Here is a 14,433-nt window from a genome sequence, read left to right on the forward strand (position 1 = left end):
TTCTACACGGGGACCCAACCAAATTCGTAGGTCAAAATTCGCCCACCATCGCCTCGTTCATGGTTCTCCACGAGAACGGCTTCGTCGGCGCAGTCGAGCACAATCGCACCCCTCCGATTGTTCACGCAGTGATGGACAGACCGGTATCTGTCAAATCAAGCGAGACACTGACGATCAGTTCATCTGCATTTCAGTGACGGGTTCGTTGAGGAAGAAGACGGTTCGTGCGCGGGCCGCGTCGCGGCTGTGCGGGCGGATACAATTAGCTTTTCAAGGTAGATCCGCCACTGCGCCCGAAAGACTTGCGATCCGTGGCGTCGCGATCTGCTCACCGCCCCAACCACCCGCGCGTCGTAGTAAACCAAATGTAGAGGCGGAGGTCACCGTTTGCGGAGTAGCCCGGTCATCGCCGCCAGGGTCAGCGCAGCGAAGACCCACGCCAGCAAGCGCAGCGACGCCAGTACCGCCCCGATCGCGACCGCCCACGGTCCAGTGGTTGACAACGCCCAGTCCGGCCGCTGTGGCCCAGAGGCAGCCGGTACAACGTTTTGGAGCGTGTACCCGATAGCATTGAAGCAGGGGTAGGGGCTTGTGTCCGTACATGTTTCGTGAGCTGTGGCCGCGACACTGCGATCGGCGGGAATGAACTGAGTCTGGTTGGTCCAGATCATGATCCCAGATACAGCGAGGATACAAAGCAACCACAGGACTGGAAGAAAGGGTCGATATCCGTATCCAACGGTTGCTGCGTAGACACGACGGATCGCCTTCGTCGATCCGTGACTGTTGGCGGTAACATGCCGTTCTGCATAAAGTCGGACCCGTCTGGCCTGATCAGGATGTCCGATGCGGTCGTAGACGTCGGCGATCTCAAACCATGGCGCAGGAATGAACCCGTTGCAGGCGGGTTCAAGGTATGCGCGGGCGACGGTCCAATCTTCTCGGATCGCGCCCTGGAAATCTGACACGGACCAGCCAGCCGCGACGAGTGCCGGCTTCGCGAACGTTTCAGCGTTGGGGTACTCCCATGAGGAGTTGGCTTCCGGCAGAATCAACATTCGAATCGTGACGCCCGTTAAGTCAATTGTTCCCACTACATTTGTTGGGCGGAGATCGATCACTCCGACTCGTGCATGTTCGAGGATTAGAGGGGGAATTTTCTGACCAACGAGTACTGACCGATTGAATGAGAGTCGACCTGTGATCTCTGCGTCGACTGCGCGGATCGTTCCGGCGGCGCTCAGGTTGTCAGCGATCATATCTCCGTCGATGCGTGCGCCGTCGATGTTGAGGGCATCACCGTTTCTGCCGATGAGATTCGCGCCAACTAAGGAGAAAAGGCCTGTGATATTTGCGCCAGCCGCGCGGACGGTTCCCGCAGCGGTCAGATTGTCCGCGAACATCCCGCAGTTGATTCGGGCGCCGTCGATGTTGAGGGCATCACCGTTTCTGCTGATGAGATTCGCGCCAACTAAGGAGATCTGGTTCGCATGTACTCCCACCGCGCGGGTCATTCCGGTAGCGCGCAGGTTGTGTGCGTGCAATCCGTCGTCAATCCGTGCGCCGTCCAGATTCAGCGCATAACCGTCGAGGTTCTTGAGGTTTGCGTCATTGAGGGTGAGCTGACCGGTGACGTGGATGCCGATTGCGCGCACCTCCTCAGCGGCAACTAAAGAGTGAGCATGGAAGTTCCCGTCGATTCGTGTGCCGTCTAGCGTGATGGCGAGTACCTCGCACGACCGCAGAGTCAGGGTGCCGATCTTCGCTTGTACGAGGTACACCTTTGAGGAAAATTGGCAATCGAAGAACTGTAGTGGTCTCGGGAAGGTTACGTAGTTCCAGTCGGTTCTGCCCACGATTCGCGCACCCAAGATCTGTAAGCCGTTCGGATCGAGTGTCTTCACCTCGGACTCAGGCAGCGTAAGCACCCGCCGGATTGCGCTTGCAGGTATAGATCGATCAGCGCTCAACGGGTCGGTGTCCTCCGTATTCATAGGAATGGAACTTTCAACGGCTGGACGCAGATCGACGACGCCACCCTCCTGCGAGGCTGTCCGCAGTCGTTCGAACCAATCGTCTTCGCTCAATGTCCTCAGCACTGTGTCCTCTCCTCTGGCTACCCACGCTCCTGCGTGCCCGTGTCGCAATGATTATGCGGGACCAGCCAGTTTGGGCGGTGTCAACGGTGTCTGGCAATTGCGGTCCCGATCTGGGTGTGGAACGGGCGGATGTCCGTATCCGAACGGACATCTGTTCGATGGTTTCGGTGAAAGTTGTACGCCCGTAGTAGTCCTCGCGGCACCTCGTACGGGTCTTGTGCCATCGCAGAATGATTCGATCGCGTCCGTAGGGAATGTCTTTCCGGTGTGGTCCTCGTGTGTTACTTGACCGAGGTGGAGACGACACGACAACCCGAGCATGCGCCGGCGATGTCGTCGGCGACCGCTTCGACAATCCTGGCGCCGTCGTCGTGTCGGCCCACGTTCACCACCTGCAGTCCAGGTAACCCGAAACAGCAGTGTCGTAGCATCGAGCCTGCCTCTGGTTCTTCCTCGCGTCCGAAATCGTCGCAGCGTTCAGCCGTTAGTAGACCGGGAGCCTTTGTCGTCCCAGACAGGCGAAAAGGCCACGGTCAGCAATGCCCTCTCGAGATTGACGGGCCATCAAATGTGTTCCATCCAACTCGACCCGAGCCCCTTCGCGACACCTGTTTCCCGCTCCCCCATCGAATCAAGCACGAACTGCAAGCCCGAGTACGGTGCGACAATAGGTTCCCACCTGAAGACATCTACCATCCGAACGTGACGCATGAGGCCCATAGTCGCGATGAACGCTTCTAGTCGCACACGCTCACTTGACGCCGGGACTAGGCACTGCGCCCAGTCCTCTACTGTGTCCGATTCGCTCGGTTCATGTTTTATTGCCTCTTGCATCGTCTTGGGGAGACCAAGAAATAAACCCACTAAAAGAGCAAGGCTATCCGGGCCATCCTCACCTCTATTGAACTGCGACCTGCAATAAGAATCAGAGAGCACTCGGGCACGAATTACCAAATACGTACTCATGAAACGCTTGGCTCGACGCGGCGAGGTTGCGACGAGCGGCGCGATTCCGTCGAGCACCTCGAGGTCCGCATCGGTCAAAGTAAGCCCTTCAACCATACTGTTGACTACTCCCGCACTGAAATCGATTCCGCTTCCCCCGGAATCCGCCTGAATAAATACTCGAGCGTCCTCGGTCGCTGCCACGCTGTCGGTTACCGATATCGACGAGTCTGAGGAAAATGACACAAAGGGATCATATGGAAAGATCCCTACCTTCCTTTCCACAAAATTAACTGACGACCTCAGCAGCGCCGCAGAACCCTGAGAATTCATTGGCGGGAGCGTATAGGTCAAGTGAAATATCTTCTCCAGATAATCAGCCGCCGTCGTAGCAACATTGCCCCCGAGTAACTCTGAGTGCCGCGCACGGAGTGAGGAGGCCAGCCACCGCGGATCCACACCGACGACTACTGAGAAGAGGGGAAGAGCGAGCAGAAGATGGACTGCGTCAAGAACATTTACGACGGTCTCTGGGTCGCATCGATCGAGATCGTCTATGTAAAGGACGATACGATATAGGGCAGTAGTATCTTCTTTCTCATCTTTGGCGGCATGCTCAAGGAATGCGCTGAGGTCTTTCAAATCTCGGTATGCCAGCCCGACTACTCCCAGATAGTGATCGTATTCTCCGCTGCCGGCCCGTTCGGCGAGATAGCTCTTGAGGAGTTGCTCTCCTGTCAGGTCATTCTTTGCCCTCTGCGCTGCAGTAAGTTTGGCTCGGGCTTCTTCCTCCTGTTCCTTGGCGGCCAAAAGTACCATTGCCGAGGCCGCCGACTCCTGTTTCACCGTCTCAAGTTCTGCGTCCAGTTTGCGACGCTGCTCCGCGAGGCGATTATCGACATTCTTCTTTAATTGCCAAGCAGGCTCAATGATCCGGCGACCAATGGTCGTCTGCCGCTTGACCCACGTCGCAATCGCGCCCCCGACCGCGCCTAGCTGGAGAAGGACCGCAGAGACAGGGCCCTGCAGCTCATCAAATACCGTCACAGCTCCAAAGCCAAGCCCCCCTATCGCCAGCGCAGCATAGATTGTCCACGCCAGTGGCGATCTGAAACCACCAACGGTGGCAATTGTGATCGTCTTTGAGCCGAGCGATAAGATCTCACTCGCCGCACTCGCAAGTTCCTGCGCACTGTCAAATGTTGAGCCTGCTCCAAGGCTATGAGCGGCTGATTTTAGTTCTTCTCTGAGCGTCGCATCGGAAACTGCCTCAGCACCTATACCGCTCCAGATGTCCGTGATCGCCACCGTGCCGACTCGTGCGACTGCCAGCTGATGATTCTCCTCCGCGATGTTTACCGCGCACTTTAGCTCGTCCACCCGTTCTTGTGCGACTTCTACTGCGGAACTTGCTTGATCTACAACCTGCTGCACCCCTCTTACATGCGCAAGGGCCTCAAGGACAATAGATTCTGGTTTCGACTGACTTGGGCTGAGGTGCGTAAAAATATGTTCCAGAAGACTCGCCCATATATCACCTCTGGCGTAGTGCCACGCATTGAACCACACATGTTCGATATTGCTATGAAATTGCCTCCTTTCCTGATCGTCATTCTGTAATAAATCAATAGAAGTCTGAATCCGCTTCATAAAGAAAGTCTTACCGCTGCCCCATTCTCCGTACAGGCCTATAGCGAGGGGTGGTTGAAGTTGTCGTGACGAGATCAACGAGGCCAACGCCCGCGCGTCGTGGTCAATTCCGAGCTGATCGACATTGTCGTCAAGGTCGCTCGTCACTGCCGCAATTACCAGACGATCACGAGAATCTTCTTCCTCGGCATCCATATCCATTTCATGAGCTTCATCGTCATCTGCATTCACAGCTCGTTCAATTCGAATAGCGCGGTCCGAATCGCCATCTCGACGTAAAATACCCGCTAGAGCGATCCCGGCGCTCTTATCCCCCGCTCGAAAACTCGACTCGAGTACGGACCTTAGCCACGTCAGTAATTGATCTCTCTGCTCTGAACTATCACTGGAACGCTCGATGATATCTATGAATGGAATCGCGGCCGAAAACTCCCCTCGATGAACAAGTTCCTGCAGCACAGAAATTGCACGCTCAGTATTACCCTGGCGGCCTAGGACTGCTGCCCAAGTCGCACCTACTTGCAGGTTACCCTGCTCGAATGCTTGCTGGAGAATATCCGCTGCACGAGTAAGTTCACCCTGCCGTATGTAAATATCCGCCAATTGGTCCACCGCGTCTAGTTCTCCGCGTTCAAATGCATGCCGAAGAATTTCTGCTGCAGATGCTAAATCGCCCTGCTTTTCGAAAAGTCGCGCGATCCGGTGCGCGCTAACGCCTTTCAAACTGCTCAGTATTCGTACCGCGCCTTGAAGGTTTCCCTGCAATTCGAGGACCTCTGCCAGCAGGAGAGCCAAAGAAGCATCACCCGATTCTCCGTCGTAGACGTGCCTGATTATCCACTCGGCTTCCGCAAGATTGTTCTTTCGCACCAAAGTTCGGGCGACAGTTTCAGCCAATGAGGTATCGCCAAGATCAAAAGCGCGACGAAATTCGTAGTCAGCCTGATCCGCAGCCCCCCGCCGCTGATGGAACTCAGCGAGCTGCCGCGCTGCCACAGCGTCTCCCTTTTCCACGCCGGCGCGCAGAGTTTGCTGTGCAGCGTCATATTCACCCCTGCGCTCAAGGAATTCGGCGAGGGTCCGTCCTGCTTCCAGATCCCCATGCGCGAAGGCATCAGAAAGAACTGTTGGAAGATCGGGGTCAGAAGGGCTTGTCGACATGCCTCCGATTATCAGGTACTCCGGCTCTGAAAGTTCGTAGACCTCGTGTCACAGAATTCGTGTCTGCATCGGTTGTGCTCGTCCCAGAAGTTGGATCAACTTTCGCGACTGCGCGTCGTTTCGCAGCGCACTGACACCCACTGCAAGAGTCAGAGCAGCTCTTCTTGTGTATCGCAGTGGCCGGCCCGGGGCTGGCTGACAGAATAGGTGTCGTCGCTACAACGCCGTGTGACTCATGAATCGCTTTGCTCCTTTTCGGATGCACTGGCCGGGGTTTGTCCACTCCGTTGTGGCGGCGACGGAAGGTCCGGTCCTGCTTCGGTGAAAGAGTGGCGCGTTCAACGATTTCGGTGCCCGGCCGACCTTGGCGACTACGGAGGAATGAAACTGGGCCCGGGCCGTTCGTGAGCTGGCGCGGAGCAGGCTCGTCTGCGGCAGTGACGTCGGCGATGGTGTCGACAAGGACGGTGCCCCATCCTTGCACCAGGTACTGCGCCAGAGACTCTTTGGACGGAAAGTGGTGATACATCGAGCCCTTCGAGACCCCCGTTGTGGCCACGATGTCAGCGATCCTCGCCCCGGCGTACCCGACCGTGTTGAAATGTTCGGCCGCAGCCGCAGCAATGCCGTCCCGTGTCGCGATCGCCCTCCGTTGAGGCCGCCGCTGGGTTGCACTCCGCCTTGTCCGTGTCCTTACGGCTGAGGCGTGGTCAATATGATCGTGCGCGGTCACAGGTCCTTAATGTGCGGCGTCGAACGCATCAACGACGTCGGCTTTGATCCGCCCGCGTGGGGAGACGTCGAATCCGTTCTTGCCGGCCCAGTCGCGGATCGCTTTCAGTTGCTCGACAGATCGACCAGAACCCGACGCTTTGACCACGGCCGAGGTTTTCGTACGGGGCTTGCCAGCAGAGGAAACCTTCTCCGCCGCATTGATATACGGGGCGAATACCGCTTCGATCTTGTCAGCATTGGTAGGCCGTAGATCGATCCGATAATCAACGCCCTGGTAGGAGAAGGTGACCTCGTGTCCCAATCCGGTGTCGATGGGTTTCCCATCGAGATCGTCGATAAGTTGGCGAATAATGATTTCGGCCACAGAGAACCCTCTTCGTTGTATTGCTGAATGAATATCGCGTTCATGTTATCCGCAGTATCTGATAATCCAGGACACTCCTGATGTCCTCGGCCGTGTCGTTACATAGTGCTCGCTCCCCCTGTTGTCGACATGCCGGGCATGTACGCCTGGGCGCGGGTGATACCGACGTCGTAGTCGGCGACGTACTCCCCCGTCCCCGGGGTGTAGATGCCGCCGACACGGTTGGGGTCATACGCCATGAACACCACATCGGGCCGCCCGCCGTTGAAGGTGCCGAACAGCTGGTAGTCCCAGCCCTCGGGTGCATAGTCGTCGTTCCAGGCCAAGCGCGCGACGGGGACGAATCCAGCGTCCGCATACATATCCGGCAGGACGGTATCGAAACAGTCGAGGCGATGGCCTCCCAGCCGGGTGGCCTGGCGGATCATCGATTGCACCGACCTGGGATGTGCGCAGTCCTTGTGCGCAAATGCGGAGACGATTTCGTCGTCTTTGAGTGCGACGCCGGCCTTTCCGTCGTCGGTGACCAACAGTCGCATCTGCCGGTATTCGGCCTCGTCGTAGACATGAACCGACGCTGCATGCGAATTCTTGCGGGTGAGCTCGAGCATCTGCTCCCGGTAGACGCCGGCGTCCGCGGGCGCCAACTCGTAGAGCGTGGGAGCGGACAAGTTACGCTTCGCAAAGCCGGCGCGTTCTGCCTCGGGAAGAGTGTGGTCGGCGACCGGTCGAACCTGTTGTCTGTCGATCAGAAGCCGAGCGCTTGGGCTTCCTCGATCTTCGGATCCGTGTAGCGCGCCTCGATCGCCTTCCGCTGGTCCTCCGGTAGTCCCGGGCTCCAGCCGTACTGCCTCCAAAAGCTCTCGCGGCGTTCCTGCGTCATCGGTTCGTCCATCGTGTTCTCCTTTCTCATTGTCATTGTCCGCCACGCCGCTTCGGACGCAGCGCAGTGCCTCGGTTTGTTCGGAGCGCAACTGCTGCCCCGCGGCCAGGCGCCGGGCCAGCTCGGCGCGGTGGTTAGGGTCGGCGGCGATAGCTGTGCGGAGTTCGTTCTGGCCGCCGGGGGTGGAGTCGTAGAGATCGCGGGTGTCGCTGTAGGCGGCTTCGGCGGCGGCAACACGCCGCTGCAGGCGCGCGTCGCTGGGATTCTTGTCGAGTTTGGCGCGGGCCGAATCGATTCGGGCGCCGGCGTTGTCGAGACGTGCGCGGAGGTGCGGGGTGCAGCGTGGGCCGGGTTTGGGTTTACACATCGGCGCCTCGGTCGCTGACTGCGTCGATCAAGACTGCGAGGTCGCGGCCGAGCTGCGCGATGCTGCTGGGGTGTGGTGTGCGCGAATCGCTCAGGTACGCGTCACGGCGCACTTCGATCATCACCGACAACACCCGGTCATCGGTGCCGTAGTGCCGCAGCGGCACATACGTTCCGGCGTAGGGCGTGTTCTCGGAAATCTCGCCGAGGGACGTGAAAGCGCCACGGGCAGCAGCTGTCAACCATGGCGGGGTGTGCCGGGGGTCGGTGCCGATGCACAACGGTGGCCGCGGCGCACTGGAGTCTTCGAATGCCGAGGGCTTGTCCGGGTATGAGTGCAGGTCGATGACGATCGCCCGCCCGCAAACCTTCAACCGGTTCCCGACAGCGGTGGTGACGGCGTCGGCGTAGGGACGGAAATAGGCGTCGATCAGTTCCGCCCGACGTGGATAGGGTTCGGCGCGCAGCGGCGCCCCGGAACAGGTACGGGTGTAGACGGCGCCGCGTCCGAACGCCTCAGCCGGGTCGCCGTCAGGGAACCGTTCGGGGTCTATCACCAGGCGTGAGAGTTGGTTGATCACGATCGTGGGCCGCGCGCGAACGTGGGCGAGGGCGGCGAGCGCGATCTCGTCTGTGGCGGTGTCGGTGGCCTCGTCCAGCTCGTCGGCGAGTTCCTGGTCGGTGAGCAGCAGGTCGGCGCGAATATCGGGTGGGATCAGGCGCGAGGAATGCGGAACATGGATGACGACCGGTGATGCTTCGTCACCCGGCAGCACGGTGAAGGCGTCCGGCACTGATTTCCCGCAGGTATTCTCGGATCGCTCGTCCTGCCGGCAGGCGGTGGCACGATCGTCGGGACGCGAAGTGTGCAGGTGGGCAAGCCGTTCGGGGTCAGCGGAGTTCGCGGAGTTCATTCTGTCGTTTCCTTATTCTGATCGGATGCCATCGAGGTGCAGAGACACCGAGGTGTGGTGCGCATCCGCCGGGTGCGTTCCCGTCTGCGGGCATCGGTGGTCGCGGTGACGAATTCGGCGGCCAGTGCCGGGCCAGAGTCGGGTTCAGACGACGACACCGACGGCGCAGGGCATGTCGAGACCGGCCCGATACTGAAACCCTCTGTTGCGGTGTCGGATCCCTGGGCCTGTACTCGGAGCAGGTTGCGGTCGATCTGCCCACTGCTCAACGCATTCGGCCGATGTCCGACATGAAACAAACCCTCGGTGTGGGGGCAGGCGAACACAGCCATCCCCTTGTCGCCGTGGTGTCGTTTGCGAACCACCTTCGCATCACCGCGTGTGTGATAGCCGCGGTGACCGCACTTCTCACACGTCGTCCAGCGGGCGGCGGGGTTGTGGGCTCGGGGGCTCATACGGCACGTCCGATCTGGAGATTGAGCCAGTCCGCCAGCCACACGATGGCACTACGTCCGGCGTTGTCGACGACGAGGGCGTTGTAGTTGGTGTGGGCACCGGAGGTGAAAAAGTCTGCGGCGCGCAAACCTTCGCCGACCAAGGACACGAGGTCCTCGGCCCCTTGCGACTGGGACAGTGTGATCAACGAGTTCGACAGTTGCGGCAAATCAAGGTTCTCCGCCGCGGTGGTGATGCTCGTGGAGACCGCGTTCGTCTGTTTACCCAACAAAGCGGGCGGGGTTTTGGTGGCCTTACCGGAGAGCATGTTCATCGCCACCGACGCCAACTCCAGGCCGACCGGAACGAGTCCGGTCATGGCTGCGGCTGCGCCGAGCGGGTCGGGCAGCTGCCCGGGCGGAGGTAGAAGCTTTTCGACAGCAGCCCACGCGATCTCCTGGATCTGCCCGACGATGTTCGCCAACTTGATCACATCGACGTTCGCGAGGATCGACGCGACGAGCGCCGCGATCTGGGTGGCGCCGGAGGGATCGGGGATGACCGAGAGCACCTGTGAGACCCATGTCAGATCAACACCTGCCGCCATCGTGATCAACGGGGAGAATTGATTGTTGAGTTGGCCCGCGATGTCGTGGGCGCCGCGTGCGTCGAGTGCGGCGACCTTCTCCGGCAGCACAGCCAGATTTTCGAGGATGGCAGGTATGTCGAGCGAGGTGACACCGGTGGCGACGTTGAGGACCTGGTTGACCACCACCGTCGGTTTGAGTACCGACAGCACGCTGGTGGCCGAGGTGAGTGCAGCGGACGGCGTCGATGCGAGTGGAGCGACCTGCACGCCGAGGGACTCTGCAGCCTTCGTCAGGGTTTGCACCTCCGTAGAGGTCGACGGCAGGCGCAGCGAGTCACCGCCGTCACCGCCGGTGAGCGTGGTCGCGGTGTCGACGAGCTTCGTGGCCGTATCGAGAGCTGCAGTGAGATCGGATTGCCCCGCCTTGGTGAGGACTTCGGACGCGTTGTACTCGGCAGTACCAACGGGCGCGGCCGCGAGTTGACCGTTCGCTTGCGGATTCGCCGCTCCCGAGTCGAGCAGGTCCGCCAATGGAGCGAGAGTCTTCGCGATAGATGACGCGGCCACGGCCACCTGTCTGAGGTCGACGGCCGGTTCTGCGAGCTGCTGCCCGAGAGTGGCCACGTTCGCCGCCAGTGCAGGCAGATCCGCCGCGGAGAAGTCCGATGTCAATGCGGTAGCGAGTTGACTGTTCCCGCCGGCCGATGCGCCGGTAGCGGCGCCGCTGGGGCTTTTGGTCAGGATCGAGCCGAGCGAGCCGAGTAGGGGGCTCGAGCCCTTCTCGATCGAGCAGTACAGGTCTCCCGGATCGCAGATCGATGCCACGCGGCCAGAGAGCGCACCCATCCCCTGTGGGCGCGGGTCGGCGATGCCGTGGCCCGAAGTGCGCGGGCCGACCGTCGCGGAGCCTTTTGTTCCGGCACCTGGGTCGGCGAGCAGGCCGACTGCGAGGACTCGACCAGCGTCGACGGGACCCTTGCCATTGCCGATTTCGGATGCGAGATCGCCGGCAGCGTCTGCGCCCTGCGAGTAACCGACAATAGTGAATTTCGTTTTAGGGCAGTCTTTCCCGACCTTCGACAAGACCTGCTTCGACTTGGCGAGGGCGTCGGTTTTGCTGTCTGCGTAGGTGTGGCCGTTGTCGAATGCGCGCGCCATGTACGGCAGCGTGTAGATCTCGGCCTCACTGCCATGCGCGGTCCTGAGGGCATCGACAACGGGTTTGAGCATGCCCACCGGCTCGTCTGGGTCGGCGCTCTCGTTGGTCTCCCAGGTGCCGGGGATGAACAGGTTGAATGTTGCCCCGCATCCGGATTGAGCAGAGGCGATAGCCGGTGCGGTGAGTGCGACCGAACTTGTGGCGACGGTGGCGGTCACCAACAGGGTGACCGCGCAGCGAGCTTTCGGACGTGGGAGCGCCATGTGCACCTCATCTACCAGGGGGACAATGCACCTTCCGGTACGCACCGCCGATCTCCCGCCAGCTGCGCCCACCGTTCAGGTGAGCGCACACAGTGACGTATCTGGGCGCGCCGCATCAACCCGCCTGTGGATAACTCTCCGTTGAGATTGGGCCATGTCCGTTGAGATTGGGCCATGTCCGTTGAGATTGGGCCATGATGTTTGTTGTCGAGTCCTCACCGATCAGGTGCAGTCGGCGTGCAGGGACAGATAGACGCGTCCTTGCCCGTAGGACGAGTTCCAGTCGGCTGGTGCATCAGCGGTGGCCGCGATATCGACCTGGTCAGGGTTTGACCATTCGATCGAGTGCAGGACTTCGAGGAATTGGTTTGTTGTGTCGATGCCTCCGGACGGGTTCTGCTCGGTGTTTTCGACGGTAATTACTTGGGACGGGTTGGATGCCTTGATTTTCCAGCCGTGCGGTGCGGAGATGTCCACGACGAGGTTCTCGCCTGTGCCGGTGCAGCGGGCAGTGATGTCTTCGGGTTTGGGGATGGTGATCTCGGTGTCGGAGTGCTTTTCACCCCAGCCGATGATGATGGATCCGAGATCGTCGGTCGAGTCGGTGACGATCGCGCCACTTCTGGAGGCGGATACACCGGTAGCGGCGCGACTGTCGTCGCTGTCGCACGCGGTCAACGCGGCGAGGACTCCGACGGCGACTGTGGCGGTGATTGATCGTCGGGTTCGCTTGACTGAGTGGTTCATTGGAGTTTTCGTCTCTATCGATAGAATGTCTCGCGGTTGTGGATCAGCTGATGCTGTCGACGAACCAGCGGCCGTCGATGTTCTTGGTGGTGATCGTCTGTGGGTACTGCTCGGGGGCAGTGCCGGGACGCATTTCCGCGAGAACGACGGAGTAGACACCGGCCGTGATCGGGGTGATGCGCACGCAGTGCGTGGTTCCTACGGGAACGGAGTCGATTCCAACTTGAATTTTTTCCGCAACAGGTAGAGAGGTGTCGGGGGTGGCCAGCGCTCGAACGACGTCTGAGGAGCGGGTGATGTAGTAGGCATGTTCGAAGGCTGCGATAACGCCCGCGCCGGTCTTCTGATCGCCTTGGTCGGTGCGGCAGGCGGTGGGGTCGGTGGCTGGTTCGGTGGTGACTGCCGGCGGGGTGACCGCCAGGGCCGGCATCGATGTGGGAGCTACGTCGTCGCTCTGAGCGACCACCGGGGCGACGGTGTCCGATCCGGAGAGCACGCGCAGCAGGAACCAGCCCAGTAGTGCCGCAACCAGCAGTAATGCTGCCGCGTATCGCAGATGATAGGGGCGCCGCAGCGGCTGGTCCTTCGGTGAGCGTGGCTCGTTCGGTGCGCTCGGGGGCTTCGGCGCCTTGGTGGCTTTCGAGGCCTTGGGGGTTTTCGGTGAGCCGGTTGCGGGTCGAGCGGCTTTCGGTGCCCCAGCAGGTGCGCCGCCGAGCGTATCGATCACTGCCGGATGCCTCGTGGTCTTGGTGCTCAGGATCGACTTCATGTCGGCGCACTCACCTTTCGTCGTTGTCATTGCCAGTGGCAGGTCGGGGCGGACGGCAGGTGTGCCGCCCGCCCGACCGAGCTATGAGTTGTTGTGGGTTATGCCTGCGCGCCGCCGTCGATTGCTTGGCTGATCAGCGTGGATGCCCGACCTGGTGAGGCGTTCTGGAAATAGTCCGTCAGGGCTGCGTCGACCTGCTCGATAACCTGCTGACCGCCGGGCTGCGCGCCCACGAAGTCGCGGACCTGCGCATCGATTGCAGGAGCGGCGGCAACGGTGTCGCGGACTGTGTTAGCTGCGAACTGCCCGACCGGTCCGGAGTTCTCCCACTCGGTGAGGACGTTCTGTGTCTGCGCTGTCACTGCGGGCTGGTCGACGTCCGGGATCTCGATGTCGACGGGTTCTCCGAGTTCGCCGGCACCGTATGCGGTGGCCGCGACGAAGCCGGCAACTCCGCCGCCTATTGCGCCCGTGATGAAAGCCGGAACACCTAGTGCCAGCGCGCCGATACCCGCACCTGCGCCTGTGCCGGCCAATCCGCCTGCCACCCAACCGATACCGGGGACGAACAGGTTACCCAAGCCCATACCGATATTGCCGCCAATGGTGCCGCCGATCAGCGCGCCGCCCGTCGCGAACGGTGCTGCGAGTGCTAAACCACCGGTCAATGCGCCGCCGGCAGCGCCGGCGACCTGCGCTGCAGACTCACGGCTTGCCTTGTCCACGGGAACACCGGTCGAATGCCAGAATGTCGCGACCATCGACTCGACAACGGCAGTGCTGTTGTTGGTCCGTTCCAGGTCTGCATCGGAAACCCAGTTCGGCTGCGCGATATGGAATGTGCCGAACCGGAGGGTATCGCGCGGGGCGATGATCGGCGCGATGATCTCGACCGGGCTGGGGAGATGGAGCTGGCTGTAATCGATCGGTGTGGCGTCGTAGTTGGCGGACTGACCTGTGTAGGTGTTGGTGTTGTAGTCGAAGTTCTGCAACGGCTGGTAGGAGATGTTCTGGTACTGCGCGGGCGGTTCGACCCAGTAAGTCGGCGCGGGCTGCGGCGGAGCCGGCGCGGGAGTTTCAGTGGTCACACCGGACTGTCCGCCGCCCTGTGAGATACCTGCCTGTCCCCCGCCGTCGGTAATGCCGGCCTGTCCCGGTGCTGCCGTTGCGGAAGGCGCGAAGGCGATGCCGGCCACGACCGCTGCACTAGCGACAACAGCGACAGTGCCCTGACGCGCTGCACGGCGGCGGCGATGCCGACCACCCTGTTGTGCACGCCGAGCGGCTCGGTTGCCCGCGGTGATGTCGATACTCATAGTGATGCCTTTCGATGAGGAAACTACTGGTGGAGGCC

Annotated in this window: 10 protein-coding genes; all 10 read right to left on the reverse strand. The window is 60.7% G+C overall.

The features are described from left to right. Positions 1-380: 380 nt before the first annotated feature. Positions 381-1,781: a hypothetical protein gene (locus FEZ60_RS04665; RefSeq protein WP_172935641.1), complete on the reverse strand. Its 1,401-nt coding sequence runs from the start codon at positions 1,779-1,781 to the stop codon at positions 381-383. Between the two features lie 882 nt (positions 1,782-2,663). Continuing rightward, the gene (locus tag FEZ60_RS04670) at positions 2,664-5,855 is read right to left on the reverse strand and encodes a P-loop NTPase fold protein (RefSeq protein WP_172935642.1); all 3,192 of its coding nucleotides are present in this window, start codon (positions 5,853-5,855) and stop codon (positions 2,664-2,666) included. A gap of 739 nt (positions 5,856-6,594) precedes the next feature. Beyond that, positions 6,595-6,954, reverse strand: a complete 360-nt coding sequence (locus tag FEZ60_RS04680; protein WP_172935644.1) for a histone-like nucleoid-structuring protein Lsr2 — start codon at positions 6,952-6,954, stop codon at positions 6,595-6,597. A 98-nt stretch (positions 6,955-7,052) separates the two neighbouring features. Further along, positions 7,053-8,204, reverse strand: a complete 1,152-nt coding sequence (locus FEZ60_RS32370; protein ID WP_242484442.1) for a hypothetical protein — start codon at positions 8,202-8,204, stop codon at positions 7,053-7,055. Then, positions 8,197-9,117: an N-formylglutamate amidohydrolase gene (locus FEZ60_RS04690; protein WP_202025749.1), complete on the reverse strand. Its 921-nt coding sequence runs from the start codon at positions 9,115-9,117 to the stop codon at positions 8,197-8,199. The genes FEZ60_RS32370 and FEZ60_RS04690 overlap by 8 nt, the downstream gene beginning before the upstream one ends. Next, complete coding sequence (locus FEZ60_RS32375; RefSeq protein WP_242484443.1) at positions 9,114-9,572, reverse strand: hypothetical protein; 459 nt, start codon at positions 9,570-9,572, stop codon at positions 9,114-9,116. The genes FEZ60_RS04690 and FEZ60_RS32375 overlap by 4 nt, the downstream gene beginning before the upstream one ends. Continuing rightward, positions 9,569-11,563, reverse strand: coding sequence for a cutinase family protein (locus FEZ60_RS04700; protein WP_172935645.1), 1,995 nt, complete (start codon positions 11,561-11,563; stop codon positions 9,569-9,571). Before FEZ60_RS04700 ends, FEZ60_RS32375 begins: the two co-directional genes overlap by 4 nt. Before the next feature lie 222 nt (positions 11,564-11,785). Further along, positions 11,786-12,310 (reverse strand): hypothetical protein, encoded by a 525-nt coding sequence (locus tag FEZ60_RS04705; protein WP_172935646.1) that lies wholly within the window; start codon positions 12,308-12,310, stop codon positions 11,786-11,788. Positions 12,311-12,353: 43 nt separating this feature from the next. After that, on the reverse strand, positions 12,354-13,079 hold the full coding sequence (locus FEZ60_RS04710; protein WP_172935647.1) for a hypothetical protein: 726 nt from the start codon (positions 13,077-13,079) through the stop codon (positions 12,354-12,356). Between the two features lie 98 nt (positions 13,080-13,177). Beyond that, entirely contained in the window at positions 13,178-14,395 is a 1,218-nt protein-coding gene (locus tag FEZ60_RS04715; protein WP_172935648.1) for an insoluble domain protein, read from the reverse strand. Between the last annotated feature and the right edge of the window lie 38 nt (positions 14,396-14,433).

Origin of the sequence: Rhodococcus sp. MS16 (genome assembly GCF_013277795.1) — a bacterium.
GTDB lineage: Bacteria > Actinomycetota > Actinomycetes > Mycobacteriales > Mycobacteriaceae > Rhodococcus_F > Rhodococcus_F globerula.

Coding starts and splice junctions, on each gene's coding strand:
- FEZ60_RS04710 (WP_172935647.1), bottom strand. CDS start 13,079: ATGAAGTCGATCCTGAGCACCAAGACCACGAGGCATCCGGCAGTGATC.
- FEZ60_RS04715 (WP_172935648.1), bottom strand. CDS start 14,395: ATGAGTATCGACATCACCGCGGGCAACCGAGCCGCTCGGCGTGCACAA.
- FEZ60_RS32370 (WP_242484442.1), bottom strand. CDS start 8,204: ATGTGTAAACCCAAACCCGGCCCACGCTGCACCCCGCACCTCCGCGCA.
- FEZ60_RS04670 (WP_172935642.1), bottom strand. CDS start 5,855: ATGTCGACAAGCCCTTCTGACCCCGATCTTCCAACAGTTCTTTCTGAT.
- FEZ60_RS04690 (WP_202025749.1), bottom strand. CDS start 9,117: ATGAACTCCGCGAACTCCGCTGACCCCGAACGGCTTGCCCACCTGCAC.
- FEZ60_RS04705 (WP_172935646.1), bottom strand. CDS start 12,310: ATGAACCACTCAGTCAAGCGAACCCGACGATCAATCACCGCCACAGTC.
- FEZ60_RS04700 (WP_172935645.1), bottom strand. CDS start 11,563: ATGGCGCTCCCACGTCCGAAAGCTCGCTGCGCGGTCACCCTGTTGGTG.
- FEZ60_RS32375 (WP_242484443.1), bottom strand. CDS start 9,572: ATGAGCCCCCGAGCCCACAACCCCGCCGCCCGCTGGACGACGTGTGAG.